The sequence below is a fragment of the Rhodococcus sp. NPDC003348 genome (assembly GCF_053589375.1).
On the sequence record NZ_JBSFRT010000004.1, the window covers coordinates 192,849 to 209,575 of the forward strand.

The window sequence follows — 16,727 nt, forward strand, 5'->3', positions numbered from 1 at the left end:
GGCTCGCCTGGTGCATGCCGCGGACTCGAGTCGGAACTATGCCGGCCGGTCGCTCACCGAGCGCCGCGCCGAGCGGCGGGCCCGGTTCCTCGACGCGGCAATGACGGTGTTCGCCGAAAAGTCCTACGCGCACAGCACGATCAGCGACGTCTGCGCCGAGGCAGGGCTGTCCCGGCGGCAGTTCTACGAGGAGTTCTCCGGTCGCGAGGACGTCCTGGTCGCGCTGTACGACCAGATCCAGGCGGAGGCGGGCGCCGCGATCGCGGCCGCGTACGAGTCCGTCGAGTCGACGGATCTGTGGCAGGCCGCGTCGACGGTGATGACCGCGTACGTGACCACCATCGGGACCGACGCCCGCCGGGCCAAGATCGCGTTCGTCGAAGTGGTGGGAGTCAGCGAGCAGGTCGAGCGGCACCGGCTGGCCCAACGGCGGGCGTGGGCGGCGATGTTCGAGACGCTGATCGGCGCGCTCGTCGGTTCCGAGGTCAGTCCGCCCGGCGGCTACGAGATGTCGGCAACCGCGTTCATCGGCGCGGTCAACGGCCTGGTGCACCAGTGGAGCATCACCGAGCCGCGGCCGCCGGTCACGGACCTCGTCGGCGTGCTGAGCACGATCCTGGTGGCGCTCGTCGGCGAACGCCACCGGGACCGGTGACCGTCAGCCCCCTGCTCCGACCGGCCTGCTCGGGGAATCGGCGCCGACGGGCTTTCCGAACAGCCCGGCGACGACCTCGCCGACCGCGGCGGTGAAGTTCGGCCACGCGGCCCGGTCGAGGGCCATGGACCCGACGTCGGTGGTCCGGCAGCCCGGCTCCACCGGCGCCCCGGCGAGGCGGTCGCGCATCCACAGCAGTGCGCTCGGCGCGGCGGTCGCCTCCAGCGAGAGGTGCTCGCTGAAGTGGTCGCGCGTGTACTGCACGCGCGCGGCCGGGTCCCGGCAGTAGTCGTCGACGAGGGTGTTCACCTGACCCACCGGGACGATCCAGTCGGGATTGGACTGGTAGACGTACATCGGCGCGGTCGGAACCGATCCGCCCATCCGGGTGCGGTCGATGACCGAGCGCACCACCGGCTCGTCGAGCGGGTCGCCGGGAACGTCGAGCATGCCCTTGTTGTTCGCGAACGGAACCAGCGCGGCGTGGTACGCCACGCACAGCGGATTCTTGGCGGCGGTCAACGCACGGCCGAGGGGGTTCATCCGCTCGTCGAGGAACTGCTGGAAGTCGGGGTACTCCCGGCCCAGGCCGAGCACCGCACCGAGGATCAGGCCGGCCGGCGCCGCGTTGTCGGCGTTGTTCAGCAGGGCCGACAGGTCGGCGGGGACACCACCCATGGCGACCCCGACGACGTTCAACTCGGGGGCGTAGCTCGGGTGAAGCTCGGCGGCGTGGCCGGTGGCGATCGCACCACCCGAGTAGCCCCACAGCCCGACCCGGGTGTCGTTACCGGGGAGCTCGAGCGGGGCGAACCGCTGCGCGGCCCGGACACCGTCGAGGGTCAGGCGGGCGCCGAGCGGGCCCGCGGCGTAGGCCGAGTTGGGTCCCTGGTAGTCGGGCACTGCCACGGTCCAGCCCTGCGCGAGCGCGGCTTGGGCGGAGAGGAACTCCGCCGGGATCACGGCAGACCCGGTGATCGGGGCCGGTACCGAACCCAGTTGCAGCGCATACGACGGTGCGCAGTATTGGGCGGTCGAGTCCTCGGCCATCTGGAAGGACACCAGCCTTCCACCGTCCCGCGCCGGGCCGCGCGGTTTCAGCACGGTGGTGACGGCGGCGACCGGCTCACCCCGGGTGTCGGTCGAGCGGTACGACAGCTGCCAGGCGTCGACGTTGACCGGAACAACACTGAGGTTCGCGACGGTCACCGGTCGAACCGCGATGACCTCGCCCGGGGCGAGAGCCTCGTACGCGGCCCGCGGCGGCGCGTAGAAGCCGGGGTCGAGCTCCGGCGGGACCGGGAGTCCGGGGATCGGTGGCCACGCGGGCTCGGCGACCGCCGCCCCGGTGCTGAGAGCGACGGCGAGACCGGCCGCCGCCACCACCGCACACACCCGACCGAACCGTCTCCACCGCGTTTGCGCCACCGTTACCCCCACGTCTCAATGTGAGACCCATTCGTCTCACATAATGCTCGCAGAGGCTACCGATGTGACTCGGGCTGCACAATCCCCCTGTGCGGGCTTGACACATCCTTAAATGTGTCTCACTCTCGACACATGACGACGACTATGTCCGGCAAGGCGGCGTACGTACCGCCCTCGGGGGAGACCTGGCGCGACCCGTTCGGCATGTACGCGGCGCTGCGCGACCACGACCCGGTGCACCACGTGGTGCCCGCGTCGGCGCCGCACGACGACTACTGGGTGCTCACCCGGCACGCCGACGTGTTCGCCGCGGCCCGCGACCACGAGACCTTCTCGTCGGCGGACGGCCTGACCACCAGCTACGGCGAGCTCGACAAGATCGGCCTGCGCGACAATCCACCGCTGGTGATGCAGGATCCGCCGCAGCACACCGACTTCCGCAAACTCGTCGCCCGCGGCTTCACGCCGCGGCAGGTCGAGGCGGTCGAGCCGGCGGTGCGCGAGTTCGTCGTCGAGCGCCTCGAGGGATTGCGTGCGGCCGGTGAGGGCGACATCGTCACCGAACTGTTCAAGCCGCTGCCGAGCATGGTGGTCGCGCACTATCTCGGTGTGCCGGAGGCGGACCGGGGCCGGTTCGACGGCTGGACCGAGGCGATCGTCGCGGCCAATGCCACCGGCGATCCGCTCGAAGCGGCCAACGCGGTCGGCGAGCTGATGGCGTACTTCGGGGAGTTGATCGCCCGCAGGCACGCGGACGCAGCCGCAGGGGACCTCGGCGACGACACCATCTCGCACCTGGTGTCCGCCGGGATGGGCGCCGACGGCGACATGTCCGGGCTGCTGTCGATCCTGGGCTTCGCGTTCACCATGGTCACCGGCGGCAACGACACCACCACCGGCATGCTCGGCGGCTCGTCGGCGCTGCTCACCCTGCACCGCGACCAGCGGGCGCTGCTGCTCGAGGACCCGTCCCGAATCCCGGACGCCGTCGATGAACTGCTGCGGCTGACCTCGCCGGTGCAGGGGCTCGCCCGTACCACCACCCGCGACGTCGACCTGCACGGCGTCACCATCCCGGCCGGACGAAAGACCTTGCTGGTCTACGGTTCCGCGAACCGCGACCAGCGGATGTACGGGGACGACGCGGAGGAACTGAACGTGCTGCGTGCGCCGCGGCAGATCATGACCTTCAGCCACGGTGGGCACCACTGCCTCGGCGCCGCGGCCGCCCGGATGCAGGCCCGCGTCGCGCTCGAGGAACTCCTCGCCCGGTGCCCCGACTTCGAGGTCGACGTCGACGGAATCGTCTACGCCCCGGGCAATTACGTCCGCCGCCCGATGCACGTGCCGTTCCGGGTGCGCTCGTGACCTGGTTGCGGGACGAGAGGTCCGAGGCCGCCGCCGAGAAGATCCTCGACGCGGCCGCGGACCTGTTCGTGCAGCGCGGGGTCGCGACCACCGGGATGGGGGAGATCGCCAAGGCGGCGGGCTGCTCCCGGGCCACGCTGTACCGCTACTTCGACGGCCGGCAGGCCCTGCACCGGGCATTCGTGCACCGGGAGGCCCGGCGGGTCGGTGAGCGGGTCGTCGCCGACGTCGCGTCGATCGTCGACCCCGCGCAGCGAATCACCGAGGCGATCCTCGCCGCGGTCCGGAGGGTTCGCGAAACACCCACGCTCGCAGTGTGGTTCGCGGTCGGGGATGCCGGTATCGCCTCGGAGCTGGCGAGCACCTCCGAGGTGATCGAGGTGCTCGGGGTGACGTTCCTCGCCGACGCCGCACGCGGCGGTGTCGGCGAGCTGCCTCGGCAGGCGCGCTGGGTGGTGCGGGTGATCGTCTCGCTGCTCACCGTTCCCGGCCTCGACGCCGAGGACGAACGGGCGATGGTCGAACAGTTCGTGGTGCCGGCGCTCGTGCCGCGTCAGGCGAACGTGCCGAACGCCTGACCGATGGCGTAGGTCACGATCATCGCGAGGGCGCCGCCGATCACCACCCGCAGCACCGCCCGTCCGCGCCGCGCTCCGCCGAGCCGGGCGCTGAGGCTTCCGGTCAGCGCCAGGGCGACCAGGACCGCCGCGAACGTGACCGGAATGCGCACGGTCGCCGGGGTCGCGAGGATGGCGATCAGCGGCAGCAGCGCACCGATCGTGAACGACACCGCCGACGAACCCGCCGCCTGCCACGGATTGGTCAGCTCGTCCGGGTCGATGCCCAGCTCGGCGTCCGCGTGCGCGGCGAACGCGTCGTGCGCGGTCAGCTCCTCGGCGACCGTCCGCGCGGTGGCGGGGGACAGGCCCTTCGCCTCGTACAGGACCGTCAGCTCCTGCAGTTCGGCGTCGGGAACCTCACGCAGCTCGGCGCGCTCCTTCGCGAGCAGCGCCCGTTCGGTGTCACGCTGGGTGCTCACCGACACGTACTCGCCGAGTGCCATCGACACCGCACCCGCGGCCAGGCCGGCCATGCCTGCCGTGAAGATCGCGCCGCGGTCCACGGTCGCGGCCGCGACGCCGACCACGAGACCCGCTGTCGAGACGATGCCGTCGTTCGCGCCGAGCACGCCCGCCCGCAGCCAGTTCAGCTTCGCGTTCAGGCCCTGGCCGTGCGGTTCGGACGGGTGGCTCGGATCGGAGGGGTCGCCGTCGTTCGGTGTGTGCACTGAGGCGCTCATACCGGAAACGCTATCGGCCTCAACCGAATCCGGCCAGCAATGTAAGGCTGGCCTACGGCAGTCGGTCGAACGCGGCGTCCAGCCCCGACAGCCTGGACGTGTCGATCAGCAGGTCCCGCTCGAGGACCTCGCGGAACTCCCCGGCGTCGGCGATCACTCGCCGCTCCGTCGCGCCGTCCGCGTGATGGACCGTCAGCCGACGGCCCGCGAGCGCGAACCGGCGGTCGGGGGTGGCGCGGGCTGCCATCAGCCCGGTGACGAACCGGGACTGCGGCCACGTCGACAGGTACCAGTTGGTCGGCTCGTAGTCGATCGGGTGCTGGGGGTGCAGGTCGAACCGGTAGGTGGTGCGCCACTCGTCTTCGACGCGTGCCTGCATCGCCCAGTCGCCGTCCAGGTCGACCAGCCGGAACGGCTCCAGTGGCGTCGGCTGCACGGTGTCCTGCTCGAGACAGAGCGTCCCGGTCAGGGTCATGCCGCCGAACCCGGTGTCGATCACCCGCCGCTCGTCACCCAGATCCACGAGCAGGAGCATGTGGGTGCGGCCGGTGATCGCGTCGATGTCCGACCCCCACAGCACCCGCGCGGCGAGCGCAGTGACCGTGAAACCGAGATCGAGCAGCGCCGCCCGCAGTAGCAGGCCGTGCTCGAAGCAGTAGCCGCCGCGGCCACCGTCGACGAGCTTGGCCTGCAACGACGCCAGGTCCAACCGGTTCGGGGTGCCGAGGAACGGGTCGAGGTTCTCGAACGGGATCGTGCGGGTGTGGTGGGCCGCGATCGCGTCGAGCGTCGGGCGAGTGGGCGTCCGGGCGCCGTCGTAGCCGATCCGGGACAGGTACGCGTCGAGGTCGAAGGTCACGGCGGCCACGCTATGCGGCCCTGCGGCCGCGCGGGTGACGCAGCCGCCTTGACATTGACGCAGCGTCAACCTGCACGCTTGTCGACATGAACGAATGGTCGATCCAGGAGCTGGCCAAGGCGGCCGGCACCACCAGCCGCACCCTGCGGCATTACGGCGACCGCGGACTGCTGACGCCGAGCCGCATCGGTGCCAACGGGTACCGCTACTACGACCAGGACGCCCTGGTCCGGCTGCAACGGATCCTGCTGCTCCGGGAACTCGGGCTCGGGCTGGACGCGATCGGGGAGGTCCTCGCCGGGCAGCGGGACACCGCCGCCGCCCTGCGCACCCACCTGGAACTGCTCGAACGCGAACGCGAGCGACTCGGCCGCCAGATCGATTCGGTGCGCACCACCCTGCGCAAGACACGGAACGGAGAACCACTGATGGCGAACGAGATGTTCGACGGCTTCGACCACACGCAGTACAAGGAGGAGGTCGAGCAGCGGTGGGGCCGGCAGGCCTACGCCGACAGCGACCGCTGGTGGACGTCGATGTCTCCAGGGGAGCGCGGCGACTGGAAGGCCCTCGCCGAACGCCTCGGCGCGGACTGGACGGCGGCCGCCGCGTCGGGCGTCGCCCCCGACGGCCCGCAGGCGCAGGACCTGGCCCGCAGGCACGTCGAATGGCTGGCCGCGGTGCCCGGCACGCCCGGGTACGGCGGTGCCCCGGTCCGCGAGTACGTCCTCGGCCTCGCGGACATGTATGTCGAGGACGAGCGGTTCGCCGCCAACTACGGCGGCCGCGCCGGTGCCGAATTCGTCCGAAATGCCCTTCACGCATACATGCAGTAGGCGGATCGCCGTGCCGACGGCGCGTGACGCCCTGCGCCCGGTGCGTTTCTGGTGGTCCCGGCCACCAGAGGCACGCACGGGCGGCGCCGCGGCCGCACGCACGTGCGGCGCCGCCGCCGCACACACAGGCGGCGCCGCCGCCGGGTCCGATACCCTGGTTGCCCGTGACCTCCGTATCCCCAGGCTCCGCGACCCCCGGCCAATACGACCTGATCATCGTCGGGTCCGGATTCTTCGGACTCACCATCGCCGAACGGGCGGCGACACAGCTCGGCAAGCGTGTGCTCGTCCTCGATCGTCGGCACCACATCGGCGGCAACGCCTACTCGGAGGCCGAGCCGGAGACGGGTATCGAGGTCCACCAGTACGGGGCGCACCTGTTCCACACCTCGAACAAGCGGGTCTGGGACTACGTCAACCAGTTCACCGACTTCACCGGCTACCAGCACCGCGTCTTCGCGATGCACAAGGGGCAGGCATACCAGTTCCCGATGGGCCTGGGCCTGGTGTCGCAGTTCTTCGGGAAGTACTTCACCCCGGACGAGGCGCGCGCGCTGATTGCCGAACAGTCCGCCGAGATCGACACGAAGGACGCGAACAACCTCGAGGAGAAGGCGATCTCGCTGATCGGCCGCCCCCTGTACGAGGCGTTCGTCCGGGACTACACCGCCAAGCAGTGGCAGACCGATCCGAAGAACCTGCCCGCGGGCAACATCACGCGGCTGCCGGTGCGGTACACCTTCGACAACCGGTACTTCAACGACACCTACGAGGGCCTGCCCGTCGACGGCTACACCGCGTGGCTGGAGAACATGGCGAAGGACTCGAACATCGAGGTGCGCCTGAACACGGACTGGTTCGACGTCCGTGACGAGCTGCGCGCCGCGAGCCCCGACGCCCCGGTCGTCTACACCGGCCCGCTGGACCGGTACTTCGACTACGCGGACGGCGAGCTGGGCTGGCGCACCCTCGACTTCGAGACCGAGGTGTTGCCGACCGGCGACTTCCAGGGCACCCCGGTGATGAACTACAACGACGCGGACGTCCCGTACACCCGCATCCACGAGTTCCGGCACTTCCACCCGGAGCGCACCACCTACCCGGCCGACAAGACGGTCATCATGCGCGAGTTCTCCCGGTTCGCCGAGTCCACCGACGAGCCGTACTACCCGATCAACACCCCCGAGGACCGGTCCAAGCTCGAGGCGTACCGGCTGCGGGCGAAGGCGGAGACCGAGAACTCGAAGGTGCTGTTCGGCGGCCGCCTCGGCACCTACCAGTACCTGGACATGCACATGGCCATCGCGAGCGCGCTGAGCATGTTCGACAACACGCTGCGCCCGCACCTCGAGTCGGGCGCGCCGCTCGCGGGCGGGACCGGCGAATGAGCTCGAAGAACCTGGTCGAACAGGACACCCTGTTCGACGACCACGGCCTGCTCGGCAAGGCGCTGCTGCAGCGGGTGATCCTCCCGCGTGCCGGGGAGCCGCTCGACGTGCGCACCCTCTACCTGGAGGAGTCGCCGACCAATGCCGGGCGGGCGCACTCGCTCTCGCGCACCGCACTGGCACTGGGCGCCGAGTCCGAGGTGTCGATGTGCAGTTACTTCAACGCGTTCCCGGCCAGCTACTGGCGCCGGTGGAGCGTGCTGACGTCGGTGGTGCTGCGACTGGAACTGTCCGGGCACGGCCGCGTCGACGTCTACCGCTCCAAGGCAGATTCCTCGCGTATCCACGTGCAAGGCAAGGAGTTCCGCGGTGACGCGCAGTCGGCGACCGTGGAGTTCGAGGTGGAGCTCGCGCCGTTCGAGGACGGCGGCTGGATCTGGTTCGACATCACCACCGACACCGAGGTCGAGCTCGTCGCCGCCGGCTGGTACGCCCCGATCGAGGCGCCCGGCGCCGGCCGCGTCGCCGTCGGCATCCCGACCTTCAACCGGCCCACCGACTGCGTCAAGGCGCTCACCGCGCTCGGTTCGGACCCGCTGGTGCTCGGTGTGATCGACGCCGTCATCATCCCGGACCAGGGCACCCGCAAGGTCCGCGACGAGCCCGGGTTCACCGAGGCCGCCGCCGTCCTGGGCGACCGCCTCGCGATCCACGACCAGGCCAACCTCGGCGGTTCCGGCGGCTACAGCCGCGTCATGTACGAGGCGCTGAAGACCACCGACTGCGAACACATCCTGTTCATGGACGACGACATCGAGATCGAGCCCGACTCGATCCTGCGGGCGCTGGCGATGTCCCGGTTCGCGAAGTCCCCGATGCTCGTCGGCGGGCAGATGCTCAACCTGCAGGAACGCAGTCACCTGCACACGATGGGCGAGGTCGTCGACCGCTCGATCTTCATGTGGTCCGCCGCCCCGAACGTCGAGTACGACCACGACTTCTCCAAGTACCCGCTCAGTGACCGGGAGAACTCGAAGCTGCTGCACCGGCGCATCGACGTCGACTTCAACGGCTGGTGGATGTGCATGATCCCGCGCGTCGTCGCGGAGGAGATCGGCCAGCCGCTGCCGCTGTTCATCAAGTGGGACGACGCCGAGTACGGCTTGCGGGCCCGCGCCGCCGGCTATCCGACGGTGACCATGCCCGGCGCCGCGATCTGGCACATGGCCTGGTCCGACAAGGACGACGCGATCGACTGGCAGGCGTACTTCCACCTGCGCAACCGGCTCGTGGTCGCCTCCCTGCACATGCCCGGCAACGGCCGCGGTCTGGTCGTGAACACGGTCAAGGCGACGCTCAAGCACCTGCTGTGCCTCGAGTACTCCACCGTCGCGATCCAGAACCAGGCGATCCGCGACTTCCTCGGCGGTCCGGAGCACATCTTCGACCTGCTGCCCACCGCCCTCGGCGAGGTCCACGCGATGCGCCGGGAGTACCCGGACGCCGTGGTGCTGCCGTCGTCGACGGATCTGCCGCTGCCGTCCGGTGCCGGCGTCGGCGCCGTCGGTGAGCCCGGCAACCCGCTCGCCAAGCTGGTTCGGCTCGGGAAGGGGCTGGTGCACAATGCGACTCCCGCGAACGACGAGCACCACGAGCGCCCACAGCTGAACGTGCCGACGCTCGACGCCCGCTGGTTCCTGCTCTCGCAGGTCGACGGCGTCACCGTCACCACCGCGGACGGGCGCGGCGTCGTCTACCGCAAGCGTGACCCCCGGCAGGCGTGGGGGCTGCTCAAGGAGGCCATGCGACTGCGTCGCGAACTGGCCCGCCGGTTCCCCGATCTCAAGCGCGAGTACGCCGCGGCGGTGCCGTCGCTGACCAGTAAGGAGAGGTGGGAGCGTGTCTTCGGCATCTGAGGTCAAGGTCCTCAACCAGGTGCAGTCCACGATCGGCGCGAACCCCGCCGTGATCAAGGCCGCGCGCGGGATGTCCCACTTCGGTGAGCACGCCCTCGGCTGGGTCGCGGTCGCCGGTGTCGGTGCCGCGCTCGACCGGCCCCGCCGCCGGCAGTGGGCGGGGGTCGCCGTCGGTGCGGTTGGCGCACACGCCGCGTCCATCGTGATCAAGCGGGTGGTCCGCCGGCCCCGGCCGAACGACCCGTCCGTGCAGGTCAACGTATCGACGCCGAGCAAGCTGAGCTTCCCGTCCTCCCACGCCACCTCGACGACCGCCGCCGCCGTGCTGCTCGGTCGGCTGACCGGGCTACCCTTGCCCGCGGTGCTCGTGCCCCCGATGCTGCTGTCGCGGCTCGTGCTGGGCGTGCACTACCCGACCGACGTGCTTGCCGGGTCCGCCCTGGGAGCAGCCTCGGCCGCAGCGCTGCTGCGCGCCGAGCGGAAGTTTGGAGAGAGATGAGCGAGCACCCGACCGAGGTCACTGCCGCCCCGAAGTCGCTGGCCGCGGGAATCGTCAAGGCGGTCCGCCCGCGCCAGTGGGTGAAGAACGTTCTGGTCCTCGCCGCACCACTGGCCGCGGGCTCGGTCACCGAGGCCGACGTCCTGCTGCCGGTCGCGCTGGCGTTCGTGGTGTTCTGCATGGCCGCATCGGGCATCTACCTCGTCAACGACGCGATGGACGTCGAGGCCGACCGCCAGCACCCCACCAAGCGGTTCCGGCCCATCGCGGCCGGGGTGCTGCCCGTCAACATGGCCTACGGCATGGCGGTCGTCCTGCTGGCCGGCTCGATCCTGCTGTCGTTCGTCGCCAACTGGCAGCTGGCGCTGGTCATGGCGGTCTACATCGTCATCCAGCTGGCCTACTGCTTCGGGCTCAAGCACCAGGCCGTGCTCGACATCTGCATCGTGTCCTCGGGCTTCCTGATCCGCGCGATCGCAGGTGGCGTGGCCGCCGAGATCCCGCTGTCGCAGTGGTTCCTGCTGATCATGGCGTTCGGCTCGCTGTTCATGGCCGCGGGCAAGCGATACGCCGAACTGCAGCTCGCCGAACGCACCGGCGCGAAGATCCGCAAGTCCCTCGAGTACTACACCGCCACCTACCTGCGGTTCGTCTGGACGCTCGCCGCGACCGCGGTGGTGATCTGCTACGGGCTGTGGGCCTTCGAGCGCGACCAGGCCACCGGGTCGAACTGGTTCGCCATCTCGATGATCCCGTTCACCGTCGCGATCCTGCGGTACGCCGTCGACATCGACGGCGGCGAGGCCGGTGAGCCGGAGGAGATCGCGCTGCACGACCGGGTACTGCAGTTCCTCGCGCTCGCGTGGATCGGAGTGGTGGGTGTCGCTGTCTACATCGCCTGACATCGGCCGCGCCGAGGAGCACGCGCCACCCGCCCACGACGAGTCGGAGACCGTCTCGGCGCCGGTGGCGCGGCTCGTCTATCTCGGCGGGGTCGTGATCACCGGTGCCCTGTTCTTCTGGGGTGCGTGGCAGCGCCGCTGGATCGCCGACGACGGGCTGATCGTGCTGCGCACCGTGCGCAACCTCCTTGCGGGCAACGGGCCGGTGTTCAACGCGGGTGAACGGGTCGAGGCGAACACCAGCACCCTGTGGACGTATCTGATCTACGCGTTCGGCTGGCTCACCCACATCCGGCTCGAATACGTCGTGCTGACGCTGGCGCTGGTGCTCTCGGTCGCGGCAGTGGTGCTGGCGATGGTCGGGACCGCCGCGCTGTGGCGGGGGCGGGGCCCGGCGAGCACCGCCGGGACGCTGCTGCTGCCCGCCGGGGCGCTCGCCTACATCGCGGTGCCTCCGGCCCGCGACTTCGCGACCTCCGGTCTGGAGAGCTGCCTGGTCATCTGCTGGATCGCGGTGCTGTGGCTGCTGATGGTGCAGTGGTCCCAGCGCGACCCGTCCCCCGGCCGGGTGCTGGTGCTCGCGTTCATCGCCGGGCTCGGGCCGCTGGTCCGACCCGAGATGGTCGTCCTGGCCGCCCTGGTGCTGCTGATGCTGTTCCTGACGCCCGGTACCTGGCGGATGCGCGCGTCGATCGTCGTGGTCGCCGGCGCGGTCCCGGTCGGGTACCAGATCTGGCGGATGGGCTACTACGGCCTGCCCTATCCGAACACCGCGGTGTCCAAGGACGCGGGCGGCGCCAAGTGGGCGCAGGGCCTGACCTACCTGTGGAACCTCGTCGGGCCGTACTGGCTGTGGTTGCCGCTGGCGATCGTCGGCGGCTACCTCGGGTGGCTTGCGTACCGGCGTTTCGGGCTCGGTCTGCCCGGCGACCGGGTCGGCGCGACCGGTCTCGCCCGCCTGCACACACCGTCGGCGGTGGTGCTGCTTTTCGTCGGGACGGGCCTGCTGCTCGGCATCTACTCGGTGCGGGTCGGTGGCGACTTCATGCACGGCCGGGTGCTGCTGCCGGTGCTGTTCTGTCTCATCCTGCCGATCGCCGTGCTGCCGGTGCGGGTGCCGCGGCGCGACCAGTGGGGCCGCACCCCGGCCACCGCACTGTTCGCGGCGGGTTCGCTGGCCTGGCTCGCGACGGTGGTGTGGGCGGTCGTTGCCTCGACCGCGCAGGGCATGCCGAACGGCACGGTCGTCGGAAAGTCGGGCATCGTCGACGAACGCAACTTCTATGTCCTCAACACCGGGCACGCTCACCCGATCCGGGCCGAGGACTACCTCGACTACCCGCGGATGCGGGCGATGGTCGAGACGATCAACAACACCCCCGACGGCGGACTGCTGCTGCCTGCCGCCTACTACACCTACTGGGATCTCGTCCCGCCGCCGGCGCCGATCCCCGAGGGAGGGGCCGGTCACACGGTGTTCTTCCTCAACCTCGGCATGACGAGCATGAACGTCGGGCTGGACGTGAAGGTCATCGACCAGATGGGTCTGGCGTACCCGCTGGCCGCGCACACCGAGCGCCTCGGGGACGGCCGGATCGGGCACGACAAGGCCCTCTATCCGGACTGGGTGGTCGCCGACACCGGCATGGTGGACGTCCACCCGTGGCTGCCCTGGTACCTCGACGAGAACTGGGTGGCACAGGCCCAGGTGGCGCTCACCTGTCCGGACACCCAGGAGTTGCTGGCGTCGTCGCGGGGCGAGCTGAACCGGCCGCTTTTCATCCGAAACTTCAAACGGGCGTTCCACTACGCCGGGTACCGCATCGACCGGGTTCCCGCCTACGAGATCCAGCGGTGCGGGCTGACCATGCCGCCGGAGCGGTAGGACAGCTCACATGGTGGCTACATCACGTTTGTGTAACGCTGGGCGACGGTCAGCGATGTTACTGACGTGTTCGCCTCGGTACCGAGCCTCGGATCAGACAGAAGATCGGGGGCCGAGGCACCGGTTGTCAGGCCACACGCGTTCGCATACAGTCCAGCGAGCGCAGTGTGACCTTGATCAGTTCCACTGTCGGTTCCGCGTGCGCGGGACCGACAGAGCCGTGGCCTAAGTGCCAGACTTCCGGGCCGCTTCGGCGGGCACCGCAGGAGAGAAAGAGAGCAGTATTCATGCGTATTGGCAGGTCGAGGTTCCAGAACCTCAAGCGACGCCTCCTCGGCCTTTCGGCCGCAGCGCTCGTGCTGCCCGTCACCGCTGGTATTGCGGGGACCGCCGTCGCCGGCGCCGCACCGATCACGCATCGCGCGCCGTCGGGTGGCTTCGAAGAGGTGATGGTTCCCTCCTCCATGGGCCCGATCAAGGTGCAGATTCAGTGGGCGGCCCGCGGTGGTGACGCCGCGCTGTACCTGCTCGACGGACTTCGGGCGCGTGACGACCGCAACGCGTGGACCTTCGAGACCAACGCTCTGCAGCAGTACGCCGGCGACAACGTCACCCTGGTGATGCCGGTCGGTGGCCAGTCCTCCTTCTACAGCGACTGGATCGCGCCGTCGAACTTCAACGGCCAGAAGAGCACCTACAAGTGGGAGACCTTCCTCACCGAGGAGCTCCCGGCCTACCTCGAGACCCGCGGCGTCTCGCGCTCCAACAACGGCGTGCTCGGCCTGTCGATGGGCGGCTCCGCGGCCCTGACGCTGGCGGCCTACCACCGTGACCAGTTCAAGTTCGCAGGCTCGCTGTCCGGGTACCTGAACATCTCGGCGCCCGGCATGCGCGAGGCGATCCGCGTCGCGATGCTCGACGCCGGCCGCTTCAACGTCGACTCGATGTGGGGCCCGCCGTGGAGCAAGGCGTGGCTGCGCAACGACCCGTTCGTGTTCGCCCCGCAGCTCAAGGGCCTGTCGCTGTACATCTCGTCGGCCAGCGGACTGCCCGGTGAGTACGACAACCCGCGCAAGCCGATCGACTACTACAACACCGCCAACGGCATGGGCCTCGAGGCCCTGGCCCTGGTCAACACCCGTGCCTTCCAGGCCCGGATGGCGACCCTCGGCATCCCGGCGACCTACAGCTTCCCGTCGAACGGCACCCACTCGTGGCCGTACTGGTCGGCGGAGCTCTTCAACGCCCGCACGCAGATCCTCGACACCTTGAACGCCTGGTGACCGGATCGCCCAGGCGATGACGACCCGGATGCCGCCCTGCGCGCCTTCTCGACGCTGCAGGGCGGCATCCGTCATTTGAAGGGCATGTAACAAACGGCACACGCCACCGCGCGTCACAGGCTTCACACCAGCCCAACGTGTACAAATGGGCACACGAGTGTTCAGGTGTCACATGGGCACGGGTGAGTCGGGGCAGGCCGACAGCCGCCGGGTTCCGCGGGACCGGGCCGACAGCAGAAAGAGAGTCACCGTCACATGCGACCAACATCGAGAAAGTTGGGGGTGCGTTTCGGGGGAAGTACCGGATCGCACGAGCGACGCCGCCGCGCGTTGGCGCTCGTGGCGGCGGCGCTCGTCCTCCCGACCGCAGCGGGCCTGACGACGGCCGCGGTCGCCTCCGCGGCACCGTCGACGACCACCCCGACCGCGACCACGACCACGCCTGCGGTCACCCCGGCCGCCGAGACGTTGGAGCCGGTCGAGAAGACGACCGCGGCGCCGACGACGACTTCGAAGGCGGTGGCCCCGACCACCACCACGGTCGCCCCGACCACCACGACGGTTGCGCCCACGACGACCACCACGACGGTGGCCCCGACGACCACGATTGCGCCCGCGCCGCGGGTGATCTCCGCCCGGTCCGCGGCGGCGCCGTCCCGGTCGATCCCGGGTGTGTCGAAGGTCCAGTGGATCACCGACCGCCGCGTCGCGCTGTGGGTGGACTCCGCGGCGATGGGTGCACCGTTCCAGGTGCAGATCCTGCTGGCGCGGGACTGGAACGCAAAGCCCGACGCCACGTTCCCCGCGCTGTACCTGCTCGACGGTCTGCGTGCCCGCGATGACGAGAGCGGCTGGACCATCGAGACCGACGCCGCCAGCTTCTACGCCGACAAGAACGTCAACGTCGTCATGCCGGTCGGCGGCCAGTCCAGCTTCTACTCCGACTGGCTCGAGCCCGACAACGGCAAGTTCTACCAACTCGAGACGTTCCTGACCAAGGAACTGCCGTCGGTGCTGCAGAACAGCTTGCGCACCACCGAGACCCGCGGCGTCATCGGCCTGTCGATGGGCGGCACGTCGGCGATGTTCCTCACTGCCCGCAATCCCGGGTTCTTCAAGTTCGCGGGCTCGTTCTCCGGCTACCTGAGCACCACCTCACTCGGCATGCCGCAGGCGCTGCAGTACGCGATGAACGACGCGGGCGGCTACAACGTCAACAAGATGTGGGGCCTGCCGACCAACCCGCTGTGGGCCGCGCACGACCCGTACATCCAGGCGGAGAAGCTCAAGGGCACCAGCCTGTACATCTCCAGCGGCAGTGGCATGGCCGGTCCGTACGACCAGCCGTCGGGCATCCCCGGGGTGTCCACGAACTACGCCGGCATGGGGCTCGAGATCCTGTCCCGGCTGACGTCGCAGTCGTTCGCCACCAAGCTGAACAAGCTGGGCATCCCTGCGCAGGTCAACTACCGGCCGTCCGGCACCCACTCGTGGCCGTACTGGCAGTTCGAGATGCACCAGGCGTGGCCGCAGGTGGCGAGCGCCCTCGGCGTCGACGCCAGCGCCCCGGCCTGCGGGGTCGGCGGGGCGATCGCGCCCGTCGCGAACGCGAACCCGTGGCTGAGCGGTTGCGTCACCGGTGAGTATCCCGTCGCAGGTGGAGTGGCCCAGGACTTCCGCAATGGCCGGATCTTCTTCTCCGGCAGCACCGGTGCACAGGTCGTGACCGGCATGATCGGTGGCGAGTACCAGGCGATGGGCGGTCCGTCCGGTCCGCTCGGCCTGCCGACGACCAGCGAGTTCGGTACCCCGGACGGTCGCGGTCGCGGCAACCACTTCCAGGCCGGTTCGATCTACTGGACCCCGCAGACCGGCGCGCACGCCGTCCGCGGCGCCATTCGGGACCTGTGGTCCTCGCAGGGCTGGGAGACCGGTCCGCTCGGCTACCCGGTCGGTGACGAGATCAACACGCCGAACAAGGACGGCGCGGTCCAGGGCTTCGAGATCGGAGCCATCTACTGGAGCCCGACCACCGGCGCCAACGGCGTCCAGGGCCTGATCATGAAGAAGTACGGCGAACTGGGCTACGAGAACAGCTGGCTCGGCTTCCCGAAGACCAGCGAACAGGGTCCGATTCGCGACGGCGGCCGCTACAACGTGTTCGAGAACGGCAACATCTACTGGAGTCCGCTCAGCGGGGCCTGGTCGGTGAAGAACGGACCGATCTTCGACGCGTGGGGCAGCCAGGGCTGGGAGGGCGGCAGGCTCGGCTACCCGGTCGGTGACGAACGTCCCATCCCGGGCGGCACCCAGCAGGACTTCCAGTTCGGCAACATCACGCTGATCGGCGGAAAGGCCGAGATCCACTAGTGGGACGGCCGCGGGCGGGCCGGGTTCGCGCGGCGAAC

The 16,727-nt window shown here is 69.7% G+C and carries 15 protein-coding genes; 11 read left to right on the plus strand and 4 right to left on the minus strand.

Translation table 11 applies throughout. The features are described from left to right. Nucleotides 1-10: 10 nt before the first annotated feature. Entirely contained in the window at nucleotides 11-655 is a 645-nt protein-coding gene (locus ACWDU4_RS04410; RefSeq protein WP_450112634.1) for a TetR/AcrR family transcriptional regulator, read from the plus strand. Between the two features lie 3 nt (nucleotides 656-658). Here the strand turns inward: ACWDU4_RS04410 and ACWDU4_RS04415 are convergent, their stop codons facing one another. Then, entirely contained in the window at nucleotides 659-2,050 is a 1,392-nt protein-coding gene (locus tag ACWDU4_RS04415; protein WP_450112635.1) for a lipase family protein, read from the minus strand. Between the two features lie 165 nt (nucleotides 2,051-2,215). Here ACWDU4_RS04415 and ACWDU4_RS04420 point away from each other — a divergent pair, with 165 nt between their 5' ends. Together ACWDU4_RS04420 and ACWDU4_RS04425 are read left to right on the plus strand one after the other, a co-directional pair. After that, nucleotides 2,216-3,451, plus strand: a complete 1,236-nt coding sequence (locus ACWDU4_RS04420; RefSeq protein ID WP_450112636.1) for a cytochrome P450 — start codon at nucleotides 2,216-2,218, stop codon at nucleotides 3,449-3,451. Continuing rightward, a complete protein-coding gene (locus ACWDU4_RS04425; protein ID WP_450112637.1) occupies nucleotides 3,448-4,029 on the plus strand; it encodes a TetR/AcrR family transcriptional regulator in 582 nt (193 codons plus the stop codon). The genes ACWDU4_RS04420 and ACWDU4_RS04425 overlap by 4 nt, the downstream gene beginning before the upstream one ends. On the opposite strand, the gene ACWDU4_RS04430 is transcribed toward ACWDU4_RS04425, so the two are convergent. After that, nucleotides 4,005-4,751: a VIT1/CCC1 transporter family protein gene (locus ACWDU4_RS04430; RefSeq protein ID WP_450112638.1), complete on the minus strand. Its 747-nt coding sequence runs from the start codon at nucleotides 4,749-4,751 to the stop codon at nucleotides 4,005-4,007. The two genes, ACWDU4_RS04425 and ACWDU4_RS04430, sit on opposite strands and share 25 nt — an antisense overlap. Before the next feature lie 52 nt (nucleotides 4,752-4,803). Then, a complete protein-coding gene (locus tag ACWDU4_RS04435) occupies nucleotides 4,804-5,610 on the minus strand; it encodes an arylamine N-acetyltransferase family protein (RefSeq protein ID WP_450112639.1) in 807 nt (268 codons plus the stop codon). Between the two features lie 86 nt (nucleotides 5,611-5,696). Between ACWDU4_RS04435 and ACWDU4_RS04440 the strand changes: the two genes are divergently transcribed. From ACWDU4_RS04440 to ACWDU4_RS04470, 7 genes are all read left to right on the plus strand, one after another. Continuing rightward, nucleotides 5,697-6,446 (plus strand): TipAS antibiotic-recognition domain-containing protein, encoded by a 750-nt coding sequence (locus ACWDU4_RS04440; RefSeq protein ID WP_450112640.1) that lies wholly within the window; start codon nucleotides 5,697-5,699, stop codon nucleotides 6,444-6,446. Nucleotides 6,447-6,610: 164 nt separating this feature from the next. After that, entirely contained in the window at nucleotides 6,611-7,834 is a 1,224-nt protein-coding gene (glf, locus tag ACWDU4_RS04445; protein ID WP_450112641.1) for a UDP-galactopyranose mutase, read from the plus strand. Then, nucleotides 7,831-9,750 carry a glycosyltransferase gene (locus ACWDU4_RS04450; RefSeq protein WP_450112642.1) on the plus strand — a complete coding sequence of 640 codons (1,920 nt, stop codon included), beginning with the start codon at nucleotides 7,831-7,833 and terminating at the stop codon, nucleotides 9,748-9,750. The genes glf and ACWDU4_RS04450 overlap by 4 nt, the downstream gene beginning before the upstream one ends. Continuing rightward, on the plus strand, nucleotides 9,734-10,249 hold the full coding sequence (locus tag ACWDU4_RS04455) for a phosphatase PAP2 family protein (RefSeq protein ID WP_450112643.1): 516 nt from the start codon (nucleotides 9,734-9,736) through the stop codon (nucleotides 10,247-10,249). The genes ACWDU4_RS04450 and ACWDU4_RS04455 overlap by 17 nt, the downstream gene beginning before the upstream one ends. After that, the gene (locus ACWDU4_RS04460) at nucleotides 10,246-11,151 is read left to right on the plus strand and encodes a decaprenyl-phosphate phosphoribosyltransferase (protein WP_450112644.1); all 906 of its coding nucleotides are present in this window, start codon (nucleotides 10,246-10,248) and stop codon (nucleotides 11,149-11,151) included. Before ACWDU4_RS04455 ends, ACWDU4_RS04460 begins: the two co-directional genes overlap by 4 nt. After that, a complete protein-coding gene (gene zomB, locus ACWDU4_RS04465; RefSeq protein WP_450112645.1) occupies nucleotides 11,129-13,036 on the plus strand; it encodes a flagellar motor control protein ZomB in 1,908 nt (635 codons plus the stop codon). Before ACWDU4_RS04460 ends, zomB begins: the two co-directional genes overlap by 23 nt. 287 nt (nucleotides 13,037-13,323) lie before the next feature. Next, nucleotides 13,324-14,319: an alpha/beta hydrolase gene (locus ACWDU4_RS04470; protein WP_450112646.1), complete on the plus strand. Its 996-nt coding sequence runs from the start codon at nucleotides 13,324-13,326 to the stop codon at nucleotides 14,317-14,319. A gap of 251 nt (nucleotides 14,320-14,570) precedes the next feature. On the opposite strand, the gene ACWDU4_RS04475 is transcribed toward ACWDU4_RS04470, so the two are convergent. After that, nucleotides 14,571-15,014: a hypothetical protein gene (locus ACWDU4_RS04475; protein WP_450112654.1), complete on the minus strand. Its 444-nt coding sequence runs from the start codon at nucleotides 15,012-15,014 to the stop codon at nucleotides 14,571-14,573. On the opposite strand from ACWDU4_RS04475, the gene ACWDU4_RS04480 reads away from it, so the two are divergent. Next, nucleotides 14,926-16,689, plus strand: coding sequence for an alpha/beta hydrolase-fold protein (locus tag ACWDU4_RS04480; protein WP_450112653.1), 1,764 nt, complete (start codon nucleotides 14,926-14,928; stop codon nucleotides 16,687-16,689). The two genes, ACWDU4_RS04475 and ACWDU4_RS04480, sit on opposite strands and share 89 nt — an antisense overlap. Nucleotides 16,690-16,727 lie beyond the last annotated feature (38 nt).

Bases quoted from the DNA above. Each gene is read 5' to 3' on its own strand.
- ACWDU4_RS04420 (WP_450112636.1), top strand. From the start codon at position 2,216: ATGACGACGACTATGTCCGGCAAGGCGGCGTACGTACCGCCCTCGGGG.
- ACWDU4_RS04470 (WP_450112646.1), top strand. From the start codon at position 13,324: ATGCGTATTGGCAGGTCGAGGTTCCAGAACCTCAAGCGACGCCTCCTC.
- ACWDU4_RS04430 (WP_450112638.1), bottom strand. From the start codon at position 4,751: ATGAGCGCCTCAGTGCACACACCGAACGACGGCGACCCCTCCGATCCG.
- ACWDU4_RS04440 (WP_450112640.1), top strand. From the start codon at position 5,697: ATGAACGAATGGTCGATCCAGGAGCTGGCCAAGGCGGCCGGCACCACC.
- ACWDU4_RS04450 (WP_450112642.1), top strand. From the start codon at position 7,831: ATGAGCTCGAAGAACCTGGTCGAACAGGACACCCTGTTCGACGACCAC.
- ACWDU4_RS04460 (WP_450112644.1), top strand. From the start codon at position 10,246: ATGAGCGAGCACCCGACCGAGGTCACTGCCGCCCCGAAGTCGCTGGCC.